This window comes from Pantoea sp. UBA4549 (genome assembly GCF_002387285.1).
Lineage (GTDB): Bacteria > Pseudomonadota > Gammaproteobacteria > Enterobacterales > Enterobacteriaceae > Pantoea > Pantoea borealis.
Genome location: NZ_DGLH01000018.1, coordinates 169,073 through 183,874, shown reverse-complemented (window position 1 = coordinate 183,874; position 14,802 = coordinate 169,073). Strand labels below are relative to the sequence as shown.

16 protein-coding genes are annotated in these 14,802 nt (G+C 57.1%); 10 read left to right on the top strand and 6 right to left on the bottom strand.

Translation table 11 applies throughout. The annotated features are described in order from the left end of the window. The first annotated feature begins 32 nt into the window (after nt 1–32). Both rlmB and B3041_RS16605 read left to right on the top strand, forming a co-directional pair. The gene (rlmB, locus tag B3041_RS16610) at nt 33–767 is read left to right on the top strand and encodes a 23S rRNA (guanosine(2251)-2'-O)-methyltransferase RlmB (RefSeq protein ID WP_065648096.1); all 735 of its coding nucleotides are present in this window, start codon (nt 33–35) and stop codon (nt 765–767) included. Between the two features lie 135 nt (nt 768–902). Then, a complete protein-coding gene (locus B3041_RS16605) occupies nt 903–2,531 on the top strand; it encodes an isovaleryl-CoA dehydrogenase (RefSeq protein ID WP_292977337.1) in 1,629 nt (542 codons plus the stop codon). Here B3041_RS16605 and bsmA read toward each other — a convergent pair. Together bsmA and B3041_RS16595 are read right to left on the bottom strand one after the other, a co-directional pair. Next, nucleotides 2,508–2,831 carry a biofilm peroxide resistance protein BsmA gene (gene bsmA, locus B3041_RS16600; RefSeq protein WP_414692387.1) on the bottom strand — a complete coding sequence of 108 codons (324 nt, stop codon included), beginning with the start codon at nt 2,829–2,831 and terminating at the stop codon, nt 2,508–2,510. The genes B3041_RS16605 and bsmA overlap by 24 nt on opposite strands. A 57-nt stretch (nt 2,832–2,888) precedes the next feature. Beyond that, entirely contained in the window at nt 2,889–4,820 is a 1,932-nt protein-coding gene (locus B3041_RS16595) for a methyl-accepting chemotaxis protein (RefSeq protein WP_292977335.1), read from the bottom strand. Between the two features lie 149 nt (nt 4,821–4,969). Between B3041_RS16595 and yjfP the strand changes: the two genes are divergently transcribed. The 5 genes from yjfP (at nt 4,970) to rplI (ending at nt 7,442) form a co-directional block, all read left to right on the top strand. Then, complete coding sequence (gene yjfP / locus B3041_RS16590) at nt 4,970–5,719, top strand: esterase (RefSeq protein ID WP_292977333.1); 750 nt, start codon at nt 4,970–4,972, stop codon at nt 5,717–5,719. A gap of 282 nt (nt 5,720–6,001) precedes the next feature. Then, on the top strand, nt 6,002–6,397 hold the full coding sequence (gene rpsF / locus B3041_RS16585) for a 30S ribosomal protein S6 (RefSeq protein ID WP_039380603.1): 396 nt from the start codon (nt 6,002–6,004) through the stop codon (nt 6,395–6,397). Between the two features lie 6 nt (nt 6,398–6,403). Next, nucleotides 6,404–6,721: a primosomal replication protein N gene (gene priB / locus B3041_RS16580; protein WP_292977330.1), complete on the top strand. Its 318-nt coding sequence runs from the start codon at nt 6,404–6,406 to the stop codon at nt 6,719–6,721. A gap of 4 nt (nt 6,722–6,725) precedes the next feature. Further along, entirely contained in the window at nt 6,726–6,953 is a 228-nt protein-coding gene (gene rpsR / locus B3041_RS16575; protein WP_000135199.1) for a 30S ribosomal protein S18, read from the top strand. Nucleotides 6,954–6,992: 39 nt separating this feature from the next. Further along, nucleotides 6,993–7,442: a 50S ribosomal protein L9 gene (gene rplI, locus B3041_RS16570; protein WP_065648101.1), complete on the top strand. Its 450-nt coding sequence runs from the start codon at nt 6,993–6,995 to the stop codon at nt 7,440–7,442. Between the two features lie 56 nt (nt 7,443–7,498). On the opposite strand, the gene B3041_RS16565 is transcribed toward rplI, so the two are convergent. Further along, a complete protein-coding gene (locus B3041_RS16565; RefSeq protein WP_167350661.1) occupies nt 7,499–8,164 on the bottom strand; it encodes an OapA family protein in 666 nt (221 codons plus the stop codon). Nucleotides 8,165–8,349: 185 nt separating this feature from the next. Here B3041_RS16565 and fklB point away from each other — a divergent pair, with 185 nt between their 5' ends. Then, nucleotides 8,350–8,970: an FKBP-type peptidyl-prolyl cis-trans isomerase gene (fklB, locus tag B3041_RS16560; RefSeq protein WP_039380595.1), complete on the top strand. Its 621-nt coding sequence runs from the start codon at nt 8,350–8,352 to the stop codon at nt 8,968–8,970. Nucleotides 8,971–9,283: 313 nt separating this feature from the next. On the opposite strand, the gene B3041_RS16555 is transcribed toward fklB, so the two are convergent. Beyond that, nucleotides 9,284–11,215, bottom strand: a complete 1,932-nt coding sequence (locus tag B3041_RS16555; RefSeq protein ID WP_412159099.1) for a bifunctional 2',3'-cyclic-nucleotide 2'-phosphodiesterase/3'-nucleotidase — start codon at nt 11,213–11,215, stop codon at nt 9,284–9,286. A gap of 294 nt (nt 11,216–11,509) precedes the next feature. Between B3041_RS16555 and cysQ the strand changes: the two genes are divergently transcribed. Then, nucleotides 11,510–12,256, top strand: a complete 747-nt coding sequence (gene cysQ / locus B3041_RS16550; RefSeq protein ID WP_065648103.1) for a 3'(2'),5'-bisphosphate nucleotidase CysQ — start codon at nt 11,510–11,512, stop codon at nt 12,254–12,256. A 29-nt stretch (nt 12,257–12,285) separates the two neighbouring features. Here the strand turns inward: cysQ and B3041_RS16545 are convergent, their stop codons facing one another. Further along, nucleotides 12,286–12,843 carry a YtfJ family protein gene (locus B3041_RS16545; protein ID WP_292977308.1) on the bottom strand — a complete coding sequence of 186 codons (558 nt, stop codon included), beginning with the start codon at nt 12,841–12,843 and terminating at the stop codon, nt 12,286–12,288. Between the two features lie 313 nt (nt 12,844–13,156). On the opposite strand from B3041_RS16545, the gene B3041_RS16540 reads away from it, so the two are divergent. Next, nucleotides 13,157–13,363: a DUF1107 domain-containing protein gene (locus B3041_RS16540; protein WP_039380586.1), complete on the top strand. Its 207-nt coding sequence runs from the start codon at nt 13,157–13,159 to the stop codon at nt 13,361–13,363. A 96-nt stretch (nt 13,364–13,459) separates the two neighbouring features. On the opposite strand, the gene B3041_RS16535 is transcribed toward B3041_RS16540, so the two are convergent. After that, nucleotides 13,460–14,800: a hemolysin family protein gene (locus tag B3041_RS16535; protein WP_065648105.1), complete on the bottom strand. Its 1,341-nt coding sequence runs from the start codon at nt 14,798–14,800 to the stop codon at nt 13,460–13,462. Nucleotides 14,801–14,802: the final 2 nt, after the last annotated feature.

Here is a 14,802-nt window from a genome sequence, read left to right as displayed (position 1 = left end):
ATCGCTGTTCTAACCCAATCTTGAGCAAAATAATGAGCGAAATAGTTTTTGGCATTCATGCCGTGCAGGCGCTGCTGGAGCGCGACCCCCAGCGTTTTCAGGAAGTTTTCATTCTCAAAGGGCGCGACGATCGCCGCCTGCAGCCGCTGATTGCCGCACTGGAAGCTCAGGGTATTGTGATCCAGCTGGCTAACCGTCAGTGGCTCGATGCGCAGGTAGAGGGCGGCGTGCACCAGGGCATCGTGGCCCGCATCAAACCGGGTAAAAATTATCAGGAGGGCGATCTGCCCGATCTGCTGCAGTCGCTGGAAAAACCGTTTCTGCTGATCCTCGACGGCGTAACCGATCCACACAACCTGGGCGCCTGCCTGCGCAGTGCTGATGCGGCGGGTGTGCACGCGGTCATCGTGCCGAAAGATCGTGCCGCACCGCTTAACGCCACGGCGAAAAAAGTCGCCAGCGGCGCTGCGGAAAACGTTCCGCTGATTCGTGTCACTAACCTGGCGCGCACCATGCGACTGCTTCAGGAATACAACATCTGGATCGTTGGCACCGCCGGTGAAGCCGATCATACCGTTTATCAGAGCAAAATGACCGGTCCGCTGGCGCTGGTCATGGGAGCAGAGGGCGAAGGTATGCGCCGCCTGACCCGCGAGCACTGCGATGAACTGATTAGCATCCCGATGGCAGGCAGCGTCTCTTCGCTGAACGTCTCTGTGGCGACCGGCGTTTGCCTGTTTGAGGCAGTTCGCCAGCGCCTGGCGTGATCGGCGCCGCAAATTATAAACAAGCGCTTTCCCCTCCTGTACGGCTCTCCTGAATAATTCAGACAGAGCAGGCTGCCAGCTGGTTACTCTGCCTGGCAGCCTCGTCGCTGTGATGCGTTATCATCAGGAGGCGCCATGTTCCATTCCACACATCACGTATTCAACCAGCCTCATCCTCTCTGCAACAGCAATTTGTTCACCCGCGACAGCGCGCTCTGCGAGGCCGTCATGCGCGAAGGCGCGGCCTGGGACCAGGCGTGGCTGGCGTCGGTTGGTCTGCAGCTTGGCAGCGCTGAATCGCTGGAGCTGGGCCGGCTGGCCAACAGTGAACCGCCGGTACTGCAGCGCTATGATGCGCGCGGTGAACGTATTGACGAGGTGCGGTTTCATCCCGCCTGGCATCTGCTGATGCAGGGCGTCTGCGCCAGCCGTTTACATAACCTCAGCTGGCAGCCCGATGCGCCCGCTCATGCCATGGTAGCGCGCGCGGCACGCTTTATCCTGCACGCACAGGCGGAGGCGGGCTCACTCTGTCCGGTCACCATGACGCACGCCGCGCTGCCTTTGCTGCAAGCGCATCTGCCTGCCCCCTACGCCGACTGGCGCGCTGGCCTGCTGAGCGACCGCTACGATGCCCATCATCTTCCCGGCGGTCAGAAGCGCGGCCTGCTGATTGGCATGGGGATGACTGAAAAACAGGGCGGTACTGACGTGCTGAGTAATACCACGCGCGCTGAACCCCTCGGCATACGTGCGCCAGGCGAACCCTGGCGCATTACCGGTCACAAATGGTTTTTCTCTGTACCGCAAAGTGATGCGCATTTGATTCTGGCCCACACCTCACGCGGCCTGAGCTGTTTTTTTCTGCCGCGACTGCTGCCCGACGGCACGCGTAATGCGCTGCGTATTGAGCAGCTGAAGGAGAAGCTGGGCAACCGCTCGAATGCCAGCGCTGAAGTGGAGTTTCAGGACGCCACCGGCTGGCTGATGGGCGAAGAGGGCGAAGGCGTCCGGCTGCTGTTACGCATGGGCGGCATGACACGCTTCGACTGCGCGCTCGGCAGCCACGGCCTGATGCGCCGCGCGCTGTCGGTGGCGCTGCATCATGCGCAGCAGCGGCAGGTGATGGGCAAGCAGCTCAGTGAACAGCCGCTGATGCGTCTTCAGCTGGCGTGTCAGGCGCTGCAGCTGGAGGCGCAGACTGCGTTACTGCTGCGGCTGGCCCGCGCGTGGTCAGCGCCCGCCAGTGAGACGGAGCGGCTCTATGCCCGGCTGTTTACACCGGTGGCGAAGTTTGCCATCTGCCGGGCCGGGATGCCGTTTGTGGCAGAGTGCATGGAGGTGCTGGGCGGTATTGGCTACTGTGAACAGAGTGAACTGCCGCGGCTCTATCGCGAGATGCCGGTTAACAGCATCTGGGAAGGGTCGGGCAATGTTATGTGTCTGGATATCCTGCGGGTACTGCAGCGCTACCCTGCAAGCCATGCGCTGCTGCAGCAGGAGTTTGACGCGGTGAAGGGCGCTAATCGTCATGTTGACCGCCGCTGGCGTCAGCTACGTCTGCAGCTGCGTCATCCGCATGAAGCGCAGGCGCGGGACATAGCGCAGGAACTGTTCTGGCTGGCGAGTGCGGCGATACTGCTGAAAGTAGCAGAACCGCCGCTGGCCGATGCGTGGTGCGCGCTTGCGTCTGGCAGACGCGGCGCGCGTGATCCGGATGATACGCTGAGCGCGCGTCTGCTACGGCGTGCCGGCACTGCCTGAAGGCGCGCCGTAGAGAATGGCAGTGGCATACCACAAGCCAGGGAAGCTGGTTTCATCCAGCATCACAATCTGATAATAGACGGCCCCCGCCTGGCTGGCACGTGCGGCAATCGCGCGCTGTGCATCATCCGGTGAACCACGCGTCGATGCGCTGATGTTGCCCAGCTTCGGCAGCCCGGCGCTCTGTGCACGCGAAATCTCCTGAGGATGCGAGGCGGGTGGTGGGGGGGCCTGCGGGGTCGACTGCAGCGTTGAACAACCACACAGCACCAGACACAGCAGCAGTAACAAACGGGGCATGATGGCTCCGGACGTGCAGGGAAGATAGCTAAAGTGTAAGCCATCTTCCCGCAATCATCAGTTATTAAGCCGGAACAGGCTGACCAGTGCCGTAAGGTGATGTCCTTTTTCGCTCAGATGCCGGGCGGTGCTCTCGGACTGCATCACCATATCGCTGCTCTGATGCGTCGCCTGGCCAATATGGTTCATGGCCAGGTTAACCTGACCGATACCCGCTGCCTGTTCCTGGGCTGCAATATTGATCTCATTCATCAGCGTTTTGACCTGCTCAAAATGCGTCACGATATGGCTCATATTGTCGCGCGTCTGCTCAGAGAGCGCGTGGCCCGCAGCAACCCGCTCAATGGATCGGGCGATCAGCGTATCGATCTCTTTTGCTGCGCTGGCGCTGCGCTGCGCCAGCGCCCGCACTTCGGCGGCGACGACGGCAAATCCGCGGCCATGTTCGCCCGCGCGCGCGGCTTCTACGGCTGCGTTCAGCGCCAGGATATTCGTCTGGAAGGCGATGGACTCAATCACATGCGTAATATCGGCAATGCTCTGCGACGCGACCCTGATTTCCGCCATGGTTTCCGCTGAGCGCGCCACAGTGGCGCCGCCCTGACTGACGGTACCGGCAGCCTCACTCATTAATGCCATCGCCTGGCGTACGTTAGCGGCGGTCTGCGCGACCGTGGCACCAAACTGCTCCATGCTGGCGGAGGTCTCTTCCACGCTGCTCGCCTGACGGCCAATCTGCTCGCTGATGGTGGCGCTGCCGGCTGCAATGGTATCGGTGCCGTCACTGATCTCCTGAGCCGCACCCCGCACCTGGCGCACCACTTTTTCCAGCCCGTCGCCAATGCCGTTAATGGCAGCAACCAGCTGACCGACCTCATCGCGTCGCGCTGAATCAAGATGCGCCTGCAGATTACCGGCTGCATACTCCTCAGCCAGATGGATCACCTGCTGCAGCGGGCGGGTAAGGGCGCGACGACAGTAAAACACAAAGCCGGCAGCAAACAGCAGTACCAGCGCCAGGCCGATAGCCATAAACAGATTGCGACTCTGCGTAACCGGAGCCAGCAACGCGGCACGGCTGACCTCACCGGCAATGACCCAGTCCCAGCCCGGCAGCTGCTGCCACGCCAGCAGCCGGGTTTCACCGGCGTCCTCAAAGCTGAGCAGCCCGGCGGGCTGGGTCAGCAGCTGCTGCTGTACCGTTTTGCTCCAGCGTGGCTGCTGGCCCTCAGCGTGGCGGTCAAACAGGTAGGTGCCCTGTTTGCTGCCCGGTGTACCGTTCAGCACAAAGAAACTGCCGCTGTCACCGAGATGGCGTGCCAGCACTTTGTCGCGCATCAGCGCATACTGTGTATCGATTTTTACGCCGACAAATAAAATCGCAATGACGCTGCCGCTCTCATCACGCACCGGCTCATACTGGGTGATATAGCGATGGCCGAACAGCGTAGCCAGCCCGCGCCATGTGGTGCCCTGCTGCACGCTGCGCCAGGCAGCGCTGCTGCGATCCAGCCGGGTGCCGATGGCGCGGCTGCCATCCTCTTTTTTCAGTGATGTCGCGATGCGTACGTAATCATCACCGTCGCGCACAAAGATGGTAGTCACCGCGCCGGTGCGCTCAAGGAAGTCATCCACGGCAAGCTGGTCAAGATTGAGTGTTTTCAGACCGGCACGCAGCACAGGTGTGCTCAGCTCGCCTGTCTGAATGCGGGTGCTTTCGTCACGGCTGAAACGTTTAGGTAAAAAGCTCTGGAATAGTCGGGTGTAGTTTTCTACCTCTTCAGAGAGCGTAGCGTTAAACAGTGTGGCCATTTCACGGATGCCCTGCACCTGATTCGTCATATCATCGGTAGCGAGCTGTTCCAGCTGACGGGCGGCGTTGTGACTCAGGGTGAATGTCAGGACAAACAGCACAATGGCGACGCTGAAAGACGTCAATACAGACAGCCTGACGCCAAGACTCAGGACGCTGAGAGAAAGACGCTTCATAAAATACCTGTTTTTAAAATGGGGGAGAACGATCAACGGCAGAAGCCGGCAAAGGTTTAGGGCGAATAAGCAGCGACGTTAATCTGCTAACGTGTCAGCAGAGAACAGGTACACTCGCTATCAGATGCACGCTATTCAGGAGCGTTACCGTGATTGAACTGACAACAGAGTCTCTGGCAGGAATTGAGTGTATTCATGCCGCACCCGCTGGTCAGCGGCAGACCCCGCTGCCCGTCGTTCTGTTTTACCATGGCTTTACCTCATCAAAGGAAGTGTACAGTTACTTTGCTGTGGCGCTGGCGCAGGCAGGATTTCGCGTCATCATGCCCGATGCAGACATGCACGGAGCGCGTTATCAGGGTGACAGCGCGCTGCGGATGACGCGCTTCTGGGAGATTCTGCGACAAAATATTGATGAGCTGCCGCAGCTGGAGGCTGCGCTGCGTGGCAACAGCTGGATCGCCGGGCAGCGTTTTGCCGTGGCGGGGGCCTCAATGGGGGGGATGACGGCGCTGGGGGCCATGGCGCGCTATCCGCACATTCAAAGCGTCGGCTGCCTGATGGGATCCGGCTATTTCCGGCAACTCAGCGAGCAGCTGTTCCCGCCGCTGGTGGCGCAGACGCCTGCGCAGCAGCAGAGGCTTGCCGCGCGTCTGGCACCGCTGACCGCTTACGATCCTGCCACGCAGCTGGACCGGCTTGCCAGCCGGCCGCTGCTGCTCTGGCATGGCGAAGCGGATGAGGTAGTGCCCTTTGCTGAAACGCAGCGTCTGGCCGATGCGCTGCGCGCTGCGCAGCAGGATGGGCAGCTTACGTTCCTGTCTGAGCCGCAGATCGGGCATAAAATCACGCCCGCTGCGCTTACCGCCGTGGTGAATTTTTTTACGCGTCATCTCTGAGCGGCTGCCCGGCTGATGCTTCGTGAGGCTGTACACAGCGGGGTTGCGCGCTGAAATTGCCTGCGTAGCACAAAAGGGCGGTTCAGCTGGCACGGCTGCAGCAAATTGGCGAAATGCCTGCTTGTGTTTGGTGCCTGACGCCAGTATGATTACGCGTCAATTTTTCAGCTGCATTCAGAGGTGTGTGTCATTTAACAATGATATGCAACCTATAACGTTCCTTGCTTCCATGGGCCGCAGCTGACCCTGACAGGAGGCTGAATAATCCGTAAGGAGCTATCGATGCGTCATTACGAAATCGTATTTATGGTCCATCCTGACCAGAGCGAACAGGTTCCGGGCATGATCGAGCGTTACACTGGTGCTATCACTGGTGCACAGGGCACGATCCACCGTCTGGAAGACTGGGGCCGCCGTCAGCTGGCTTACCCGATCAACAAACTGCACAAAGCTCACTATGTTCTGCTGAACGTAGAAGCGCCGCAGGAAGTGATCGACGAGCTGGAAACTAACTTCCGCTTCAACGACGCCGTTATCCGCAGCATGGTTATGCGCGTTAAGCACGCGGTAACTGAAGCTTCTCCGATGGTTAAAGCGAAAGACGAGCGTCGTGAGCGCCGTGAAGATTTCGCTAACGAATCGGCAGAAGAGTCAGATGCTGGGGATTCTGAAGAGTAATTCCCGATGACGGCAAATCAGCTGCGTCTGTCTGGCACGGTGTGCAAGACGCCAGTTCGAAACGTCAGTCCGTCAGGGATCCCACACTGCCAGTTCATGCTTGAGCATCGTTCTGTGCAGGAGGAAGCCGGGTTTCACCGGCAGGCCTGGTGTCAGATGCCGGTGATTATCAGCGGCAGCGCCCATCAGGTGATTACTCAACATATAACGGTCGGCACGCAACTCACGCTTACAGGTTTTATTAGCTGCCATCAGGCACGCAATGGCCAGAGCAAACTTGTGTTACATGCCGAGCAGATTGAATTGATAGATTCTGGAGACTAGCCAAATGGCACGTTATTTCCGTCGTCGCAAGTTCTGCCGTTTCACCGCGGAAGGCGTTCAAGAGATCGATTATAAAGATATCGCAACGCTGAAAAACTACATCACTGAAAGCGGCAAGATTGTTCCAAGCCGTATCACCGGTACTCGTGCTAAATACCAGCGTCAGCTGGCTCGTGCTATCAAGCGCGCGCGTTACCTGTCTCTGCTGCCGTACACTGATCGTCATCAGTAATCGGCAACTGTCCATTAACGACTTTAAGAGGATAAGGTAATGCAAGTTATTCTGCTTGATAAAGTAGCAAACCTCGGCAGCCTGGGTGATCAGGTTAACGTTAAAGCGGGCTACGCTCGTAACTTCCTGGTACCACAGGGCAAAGCTGTTCCTGCTACCAAGAAAAACGTTGAGTTCTTTGAAACTCGTCGTGCTGAACTGGAAGCCAAACTGGCTGACGTTCTGGCAGCTGCCAACGCACGTGCTGAGAAAATCAGCGGCCTGGGCACCGTTACCATCGCGTCTAAAGCAGGCGACGAAGGTAAACTGTTCGGTTCTATCGGTACCCGCGACATCGCTGATGCAGTTTCTGCAGCAGGTGTTGAGGTGTCTAAGAGCGAAGTTCGCCTGCCGAACGGCGTTCTGCGCACCACCGGTGAGCATGAAGTTGACTTCCAGGTTCATAGCGAAGTTTTCGCTAAACTGGTTGTGAATGTAGTTGCTGCATAATTTTATGCAGTGATGCGAAAACGCCGGCCTTGTGCCGGCGTTTTTGTTTGCGGCGTTTACTGAGCGCGGATAAAGCTGCCGTCGGGCTGACGGGTAAACAGCACCGGACCATTGCTGCCGTCAACGGTAAGCCCGGTTATCACACCATCGCCATTCTGGCGAATTTTCACCTGCTGACCGCTCTGCAGCGAGCTCAGCGGCGAGCCTTCCCCCTCCACACGCGCCATCGCAAATACATCATTAACCGGCAGATTATTGTCACGGAACAGCTGTGCCAGCGTCTGGCCCGAGGCTACGCTGTAGCTGCGCCAGGTGCCCTGCGCATCAATAGCCGGCTGGCTGTTTTGCGGCGCAGAAGCGCTGTTCTGGTTATCAGAAAGCTCCGCCTGCATGGGCACCTCTTTCGGCTGGCTCTCAACCGAACGCTCTACCGGATATTTTCCGTTGCTGGTTGGCCAGAGAAACGCCAGCAGGACAATCAGCAGGGCGATAACGATGCCCCGGCGATGAAGCGGCGGTAGGGGGTCCATCCAGCGTACATCATCCAGCAGGTGCCAGATGCGCTGCAGGGCAGCAGGCATGCGGGACGGGGTATCTGTGGCCATAGGTGGATCCTCCTCGCCAGCGGTTTTATGCAGTCTGGCTGGCAGCCAGCGTTGCAGCCAGGGTTTCAGCGTTCGCGTTGTGCGCGTCCGGCGACGTCGCGGGGCAATCTGGCCCATGTTATCTCTCTTGTTTTACAGTATGGGCAATGACAGCAGGAAGTGCCCGCCAGCATTGAAAAATTTGACCTGCGTATTGTTTCTGTTTCGTCGCCAAATGTCATCCCGCACCGCGTGAGATTTTACGCCAGCCGCGTGCGCTGCTATGCTGCCGGTTCACTTTTATCCGGGATTAAGGAATCAAGATGACGACCCCTTCATTTGACAGCGTCGAATCACAAGCAAGTTACGGTATCGGTTTACAGGTTGGCCAGCAGCTGCAGGAGTCTGGACTGCAGGGTCTGCAGCCTGAAGCGCTGCTGGCGGGTCTGCGCGACGCGCTGGAAGGGAACTCACCGGCGGTTCCGGTTGATGTGGTACACCGTGCGCTGCGCGAAGTCCACGAGCGTGCAGAAGGCGTGCGCCGCGAGCGCACCGAAGCGATGGCCGCCCAGGGTCAGCAGTTCCTTGAGCAGAATGCCCAGCGCGAAGGCGTCAGCACAACGGAATCAGGTCTGCAGTTTAGCGTGATCAAACAGGGCGATGGCCCGATCCCGTCACGTCAGGATCGCGTGCGCGTGCACTATACCGGTAAGCTGATCGACGGCAGCGTGTTCGACAGCTCCGTTGCCCGCGGCGAGCCAGCAGAGTTTCCGGTTACCGGCGTCATCGCAGGCTGGATCGAAGCACTGACGCTGATGCCGGTTGGCTCAAAATGGGAGCTGACCATCCCGCACAACCTCGCCTACGGTGAGCGCGGTGCCGGCGCCTCAATTCCGCCATTCAGCACCCTGGTTTTTGAAGTTGAGCTGCTGGAAATTTTGTAACAGCTTCGCCGCCAGGGGCGCATAAATGCGCCCCCTACGAGTCGATGCAGGGGCGCCATTAATGGCGCCCTGGTTACGTGCGGGATTGAATGCAGGGGCGCCATTAATGGCGCCCTTGTTGCGTGCGGGGGCTGGAACCCGGGGCGCATAAATGCGCCCCCTACGGGCGGGCCGGGGTAGGGGCGCCATTAATGGTGCCCTGGTTGCATGCGGTGGCTGGAACCAGGGACGCACAAACACGGCAGGGGCGCATTAATGCGCCCCCTGTGGGCGGGCCGATGTAGGGGCGCCCTGGTTGCGTGCGGGCGCAGGGTCAGGGATGCTGTAAGTTCACCTGCCACACGGCAAAGCCCGTCTCGTCTGTGCCCACCGGCTTCATCGGATAGTCAGCGTATTGATTTATAAATTGCGTGGCTTTACTGCCCGGCGCTGTCTCAAAACGGATATCCAGCGGCGTCTCACTCTTAATGGGCGCTAAGCGCCAGTTATGGTCCGCCTGCGGCTGTACGGCACCCTGTTGCTGACTCTGGCTGCTGATATAGGCTGCTACTACGGCGCGATTCTCATCCGGCGAGGCAAAGGCGACAAACCGGTCGCCGGTGCCGGCAAACTTACCGCCCCAGGCGCGATAATTATTGGTTGCCACAAGAAAGGTTGCTGCGGGATCAACCGGCTTGCCCTGCCAGGTGAGCTCACGGATACGCGAGGCATTTTGATTGATCAGGGCACATTCGCTGTCGTAGCGGGCTGGCTGCGTCACATCAATCTGATAATTCACGCCATCTATCACATCAAAATTGTAGGTGCGAAAATCCCAGTTAATCAGCGACTGCGGTTTGCTGCTGTGCGGGTCAATCTGATTGAACTGCGCGGCTGAACACTCCAGCCACTCTTTTACCTGAGCGCCGCTCACTTTCATCACAACCAGCGTATTCGGATAGAGGTAAAGATCGGCGGCGTTGCGAAACGTCAGCTCACCTTTCTCAACCTCCACGTAGCTTGCAGGATCGTTTTTGCGGCCGCCTGCTTTAAACGGAGCTGCTGCCGACAGCACCGGCAGGCGTCCCAGATCGGGATCGCCCTGAATAAAGCGTTCGGTATAGGCGCGCTGCGCGTTATTCACAATCTGCACGGTGGGATCGTCCTGCACCAGCGCCAGATAGCTGTACATCACATCTGCTGCTTTGCCGATCGGTTTAGCGACAAACTCGCGCGTGGCGCGATGATCGTCTGCCAGTACCGCAACCAGCGCGGGATCCTCTGCCGCCAGCGATCGCTTCGCCGCTGTGTCATAAATCGGACGCGCAGCGGCAGTACCCTGCGTCACCTGCCACGATCCCCGATCGTTGCTCAGCACCAGATCGACCACGCCAAGATGATCGCCCCACATTCCTGGCATCACGGCGGGTATGCCGTTCAGCGTCCCCTGAGCAATATCAGCGCCTTTGATCGCAGCAAACTCTTTTGAGGGGAATACCGCATGCGCATGACCGAACATGATTGCGTTAATACCCGGCACCTGGCTCAGATACCACACGGAGTTTTCCGCCATCGCATGATACGGCTCGCTGCTCAGGCCGGAGTGGGGAATCGCAACAATAACGTCAGCCCCTTTTGCGCGCATTTCCGGTACATAACGTTTTGCTGTTTCAGTAATGTCCTCAACCCGTACTTTGCCCTGCAGATTATTACGGTCCCATACCATAATTTGCGGGGGTACAAAGCCGATATAGCCGATTTTCAATGTGTGCTGAGCGCCGCTGCGATCGGTAACCGTGGTCTCTTTAATCAGATAGGGCGTAAACAGCGGCTTACCGCTGGCTTCATCAATGATATTGGCATTCACATAGGGAAAGCGTGCACCTGCCAGCGCGCGCTGCAGATAAGGAAGGCCGTAGTTGAACTCGTGGTTGCCCAGGTTGCCGACCGCGTAATCCAGCGTGTTCAGCGCCTTATAAACCGGATGCACCTCGCCTGGCTGCAGCCCTTTTGCCGCCATATAGTCGCCAAGCGGGCTGCCCTGAATGATATCGCCATTATCGACCAGCACGCTGTTTTTGCGCTCGGCGCGCGCCTGCTGAATCAGCGTGGCGGTACGTACCAGGCCAAACTTCTCTGTGGATTTATCTTTGTAGTAATCAAAATCCATCATGTTGCTGTGCAGATCGGTGGTTTCCAGAATACGCAAATCCACAGTAGCCGCCTGGGCGGTAGCGGCTGCCAGACACAGCGCCAGTAACGACATGTTCAGTCTGAACACGGCTTTCTCCTTGTTTACCAAATAGGCCTCTCAAAATAATGTAAAACCATGACAAATTATCAGTTCAATTTGTGATAGATATCGGGGTTTTGCTTTTTTCCCGCTACCGCAGGCGATTCAGCAATGCGCCATAGTTACCCTTTGCAATCTATGGTATTGATATTACGATCTATTATTGAACGCGATGCCGGACAACAGACAGGCGGGGCTTTACCTGCCAGACTTTGAAGAGCAACAGTCCGGGTCGGAACGTGCATTTCTGCGAAAATGAGGTGAAGCATGTTAGAGAAAATTTGCCAGCTGGCGCGTGACGCAGGCGATGCAATTATGCAGGTCTACGACGGCGCGCAGCCGATGAACGTGACCAGTAAAGCGGATGATTCACCCGTTACCGCGGCGGATCTGGCCGCACATGATGTGATCATGCAGGGCCTGAAGACGATCTCGCCCGATCTGCCGGTGCTGTCTGAAGAGGATCCGCCAGCGTGGGCGATCCGTCAGCAGTGGCAGCGTTACTGGCTGGTTGATCCGCTGGATGGCACCAAAGAGTTTATCAAGCGTAACGGTGAATTTACCGTCAACATTGCCCTGATCGAGCAGGGCAAGCCGGTGATGGGGGTCGTTTATGCACCGGCACTGGGCGTGCTCTATTCAGCGGCAGAGGGTAAAGCGTGGAAAGAGGAGGGGGGGCAGACCACCCGCATCCACGTGGTGGATGCCCGGCCACCGCTGGTCGTGGTCAGCCGCTCACACGCTGATAACGATCCGGAGCTGAAGGAGTACCTGGCGCATCTGGGTGAACACCAGACTACGGCTATCGGCTCATCACTGAAATTTTGTCTGGTGGCTGAAGGTAAAGCACAGCTCTATCCGCGCTTCGGGCCTACCAATATCTGGGATACCGGTGCAGGCCATGCGGTCGCCCTGGCGGCAGGTGCCCATGTGCATGACTGGCAGGGACGTACGCTTGACTATACACCGCGCGAATCCTTTCTGAATCCCGGCTTCCGCGTTTCGCTGTTTTAAGGCACCGGGAGGCATACGCCTCCCGTTCTTTACGGCTGCAGCAGAGAGTGAAGCAGCGTCATCACCTGTTTAATCTCATCCTGCGTCAGTGCGCCCTCTTTCGCGAAACGGACATGTGCCGTTTTATCCAGCACCACCACAGCCGAGCCTCCTTTTTCCAGCTGCCACGCTTTTCGCGCGCTGCCGTTACTGTCGATAATGAACTGCGACCACGGGAACTGCGCTTTATTACTTTCAATGCTGTTGCGTACAAACATACCGGTTCCCGGAATGGCATCGTCGGTATCGACCAGCGTGGTGGTCTGATAGCGATCGTGCGGTAATTGTGCCGCCTTAATCGCTTCAATCAGCGCTGCATTTTGCTCTTTGGCTGAAAGCCGTCCGGCGAGATGCAGGATCACCCGCACTTTGCCGCTTAGCTGAGCGCTGTTCCACGGCTGATAGCTAAATTTATCCTGCTGATACATCAGCTCGCCCCGATCGGGAATACCCACCGGCGGCACGCGATCGCCGGTTTTAAAGACGTGGGCGGCAGCCAGACCAGGCACTAGCAGCGCGATCGCAAGCAGAGAGGGGGCCAGACGCATAGAATACTCCTTAGTGATCGGACCAGTGAGTCATATTATTGTCATGGTAAGCGCGGATGATGCGCCTGTCGTAAAAACCTGGCAGCTTTGCAACCTGTGCCACAAATCTGTAACCAACAAAGGTTTATACTGGATTTTGTGAGCTGAATGACAGAGTTGTCTGTAATGATGTGTCAATTCAGTAAAAAATTCATGTTTCCGGAACCCGGATCAAAAATCCTGTTCTATATTTAGGCCTCATTTGCGCTTCATGAGTTCGTATACCCATTTGGCAACGGCGAAGCGTATTACATCTGTTCAGGAGTTAAACAGCATGAAGATCTTCCAGCGATATAATCCGCTGCAAATTGCGAAATATGTCAAAACGCTATTTAAAGGAAGGTTGTATATCAAGGATGTCGGCGCGTTTGAGTTTGATAAAGGCAAAGTCATTTTGCCACGCGTTAAAGATAAACAGCACCTTAGCGTGATGTCAGAAATTAATCGCCAGGTGCTGCGGCTGCAGGCTGAGTACAACTAAGCGTTAAAATCAGGCAGTAAAAAGGGCGCCGCGGGCGCCCTTGATGTTTCTGCTACTTTCGTTCTGAATCAGCTCTGTCCGAACCAGAACCTCTCTTTATGAAGACAGTGACGGATTTTCATCATCACTGGTTTTTACGCTCAGCGCCGGCGGGCGTTCATCAATACGCGTGACCAGCAGCTGGTCAATACGGTAACTGTCGATATCCACCACCTCAAACTTATAGCCGGAAAACTTCACGAAGTCGGTACGTTTCGGTATTTTGCGCAGCATGTACATCATAAAGCCGCCGATGGTTTCATAATTGCCGGACTGCGGGAATTCATCAATATCAAGCACGCGCATGACGTCATCAATCGGCGTGCCGCCCTCGACCAGCCAGGAATTTTCGTCGCGTGCGACAATCTGCTCTTCCAGCCCCTGGCCCACCAGGTCGCCCATCAGCGTGGTCATAACGTCATTCAGCGTGATGATACCCACCACCAGCGCATACTCATTCATGATCACGGCAAAGTCTTCGCCGGCAGTTTTAAAACTCTCCAGCGCTTCAGAAAGCGTCAGCGTGTCGGGCACAATCAGCGCCGAGCGGATCTGAACGCCGCTGTTGAGCGCCATGCTCTGATTACCCAGCACGCGCAGCAGCAGCTCTTTGGAGTCAACGTAGCCAACGATATGATCGATATCTCCGTCACATACCAGAAACTTTGAGTGCGGATGCTGTGCGATTTTGGTTTTCAGGCTTAGCTCATCTTCATGCAGATCGAACCAGACGATGTTCTCGCGCGAGGTCATTGAAGAGGGAACGGTGCGTGACTCCAGTTCAAACACATTTTCAATCAGCTCATGCTCCTGCTTGCGCAGGACACCGGCCAGCGCACCCGCCTCTACCACCGCATAAATATCGTCAGAGGTAATATCGTCTTTGCGCACCATTGGCAGTTTGAAAATACGGAAAAAGACGTTGGCGAGGCCGTTGAACAGCCAGACCAGCGGCCGCATGACCAGCAGGCAGAAGCGCATCGGATTAATGATGCGCAGCGCGACCGCTTCCGGGGCGATCATGCCAACACGTTTGGGCGTCAGGTCAGCAAACAGGATAAAAAGACTGGTTACGATGGTAAAGGAGCAGATGAAACTGAGTTTTTCTGCCAGTTCAGGCTCCACAAAGCGGTTGAACAGGCTGCTGAAAGCAGGGGAAAACGCGGCGTCACCCACGATACCGCCCAGAATCGCTACTGCGTTCAGGCCAATCTGCACCACGGTGAAGAACATACCGGGCTGTTCCTGCATCTTCAGCACGCGCTGCGCGTTGATGTTGCCTTCGTCAGCCAGCAGTTTAAGTTTGATCTTGCGGGCAGCCGCCAGCGAGATCTCTGAAAGAGAAAAAAAGGAACTGATAACGATCAGTAAAAGTATGACAAGCAGGCTATCTAGCATAA

Bases quoted from the DNA above. Each gene is read 5' to 3' on its own strand.
- rlmB (WP_065648096.1), top strand. From the start codon at position 33: ATGAGCGAAATAGTTTTTGGCATTCATGCCGTGCAGGCGCTGCTGGAG.
- B3041_RS16605 (WP_292977337.1), top strand. From the start codon at position 903: ATGTTCCATTCCACACATCACGTATTCAACCAGCCTCATCCTCTCTGC.
- bsmA (WP_414692387.1), bottom strand. From the start codon at position 2,831: ATGCCCCGTTTGTTACTGCTGCTGTGTCTGGTGCTGTGTGGTTGTTCA.
- B3041_RS16595 (WP_292977335.1), bottom strand. From the start codon at position 4,820: ATGAAGCGTCTTTCTCTCAGCGTCCTGAGTCTTGGCGTCAGGCTGTCT.
- rpsF (WP_039380603.1), top strand. From the start codon at position 6,002: ATGCGTCATTACGAAATCGTATTTATGGTCCATCCTGACCAGAGCGAA.
- priB (WP_292977330.1), top strand. From the start codon at position 6,404: ATGACGGCAAATCAGCTGCGTCTGTCTGGCACGGTGTGCAAGACGCCA.
- rpsR (WP_000135199.1), top strand. From the start codon at position 6,726: ATGGCACGTTATTTCCGTCGTCGCAAGTTCTGCCGTTTCACCGCGGAA.
- rplI (WP_065648101.1), top strand. From the start codon at position 6,993: ATGCAAGTTATTCTGCTTGATAAAGTAGCAAACCTCGGCAGCCTGGGT.
- B3041_RS16565 (WP_167350661.1), bottom strand. From the start codon at position 8,164: ATGGGCCAGATTGCCCCGCGACGTCGCCGGACGCGCACAACGCGAACG.
- fklB (WP_039380595.1), top strand. From the start codon at position 8,350: ATGACGACCCCTTCATTTGACAGCGTCGAATCACAAGCAAGTTACGGT.
- B3041_RS16555 (WP_412159099.1), bottom strand. From the start codon at position 11,215: ATGTCGTTACTGGCGCTGTGTCTGGCAGCCGCTACCGCCCAGGCGGCT.
- cysQ (WP_065648103.1), top strand. From the start codon at position 11,510: ATGTTAGAGAAAATTTGCCAGCTGGCGCGTGACGCAGGCGATGCAATT.
- B3041_RS16545 (WP_292977308.1), bottom strand. From the start codon at position 12,843: ATGCGTCTGGCCCCCTCTCTGCTTGCGATCGCGCTGCTAGTGCCTGGT.
- B3041_RS16540 (WP_039380586.1), top strand. From the start codon at position 13,157: ATGAAGATCTTCCAGCGATATAATCCGCTGCAAATTGCGAAATATGTC.
- B3041_RS16535 (WP_065648105.1), bottom strand. From the start codon at position 14,800: ATGCTAGATAGCCTGCTTGTCATACTTTTACTGATCGTTATCAGTTCC.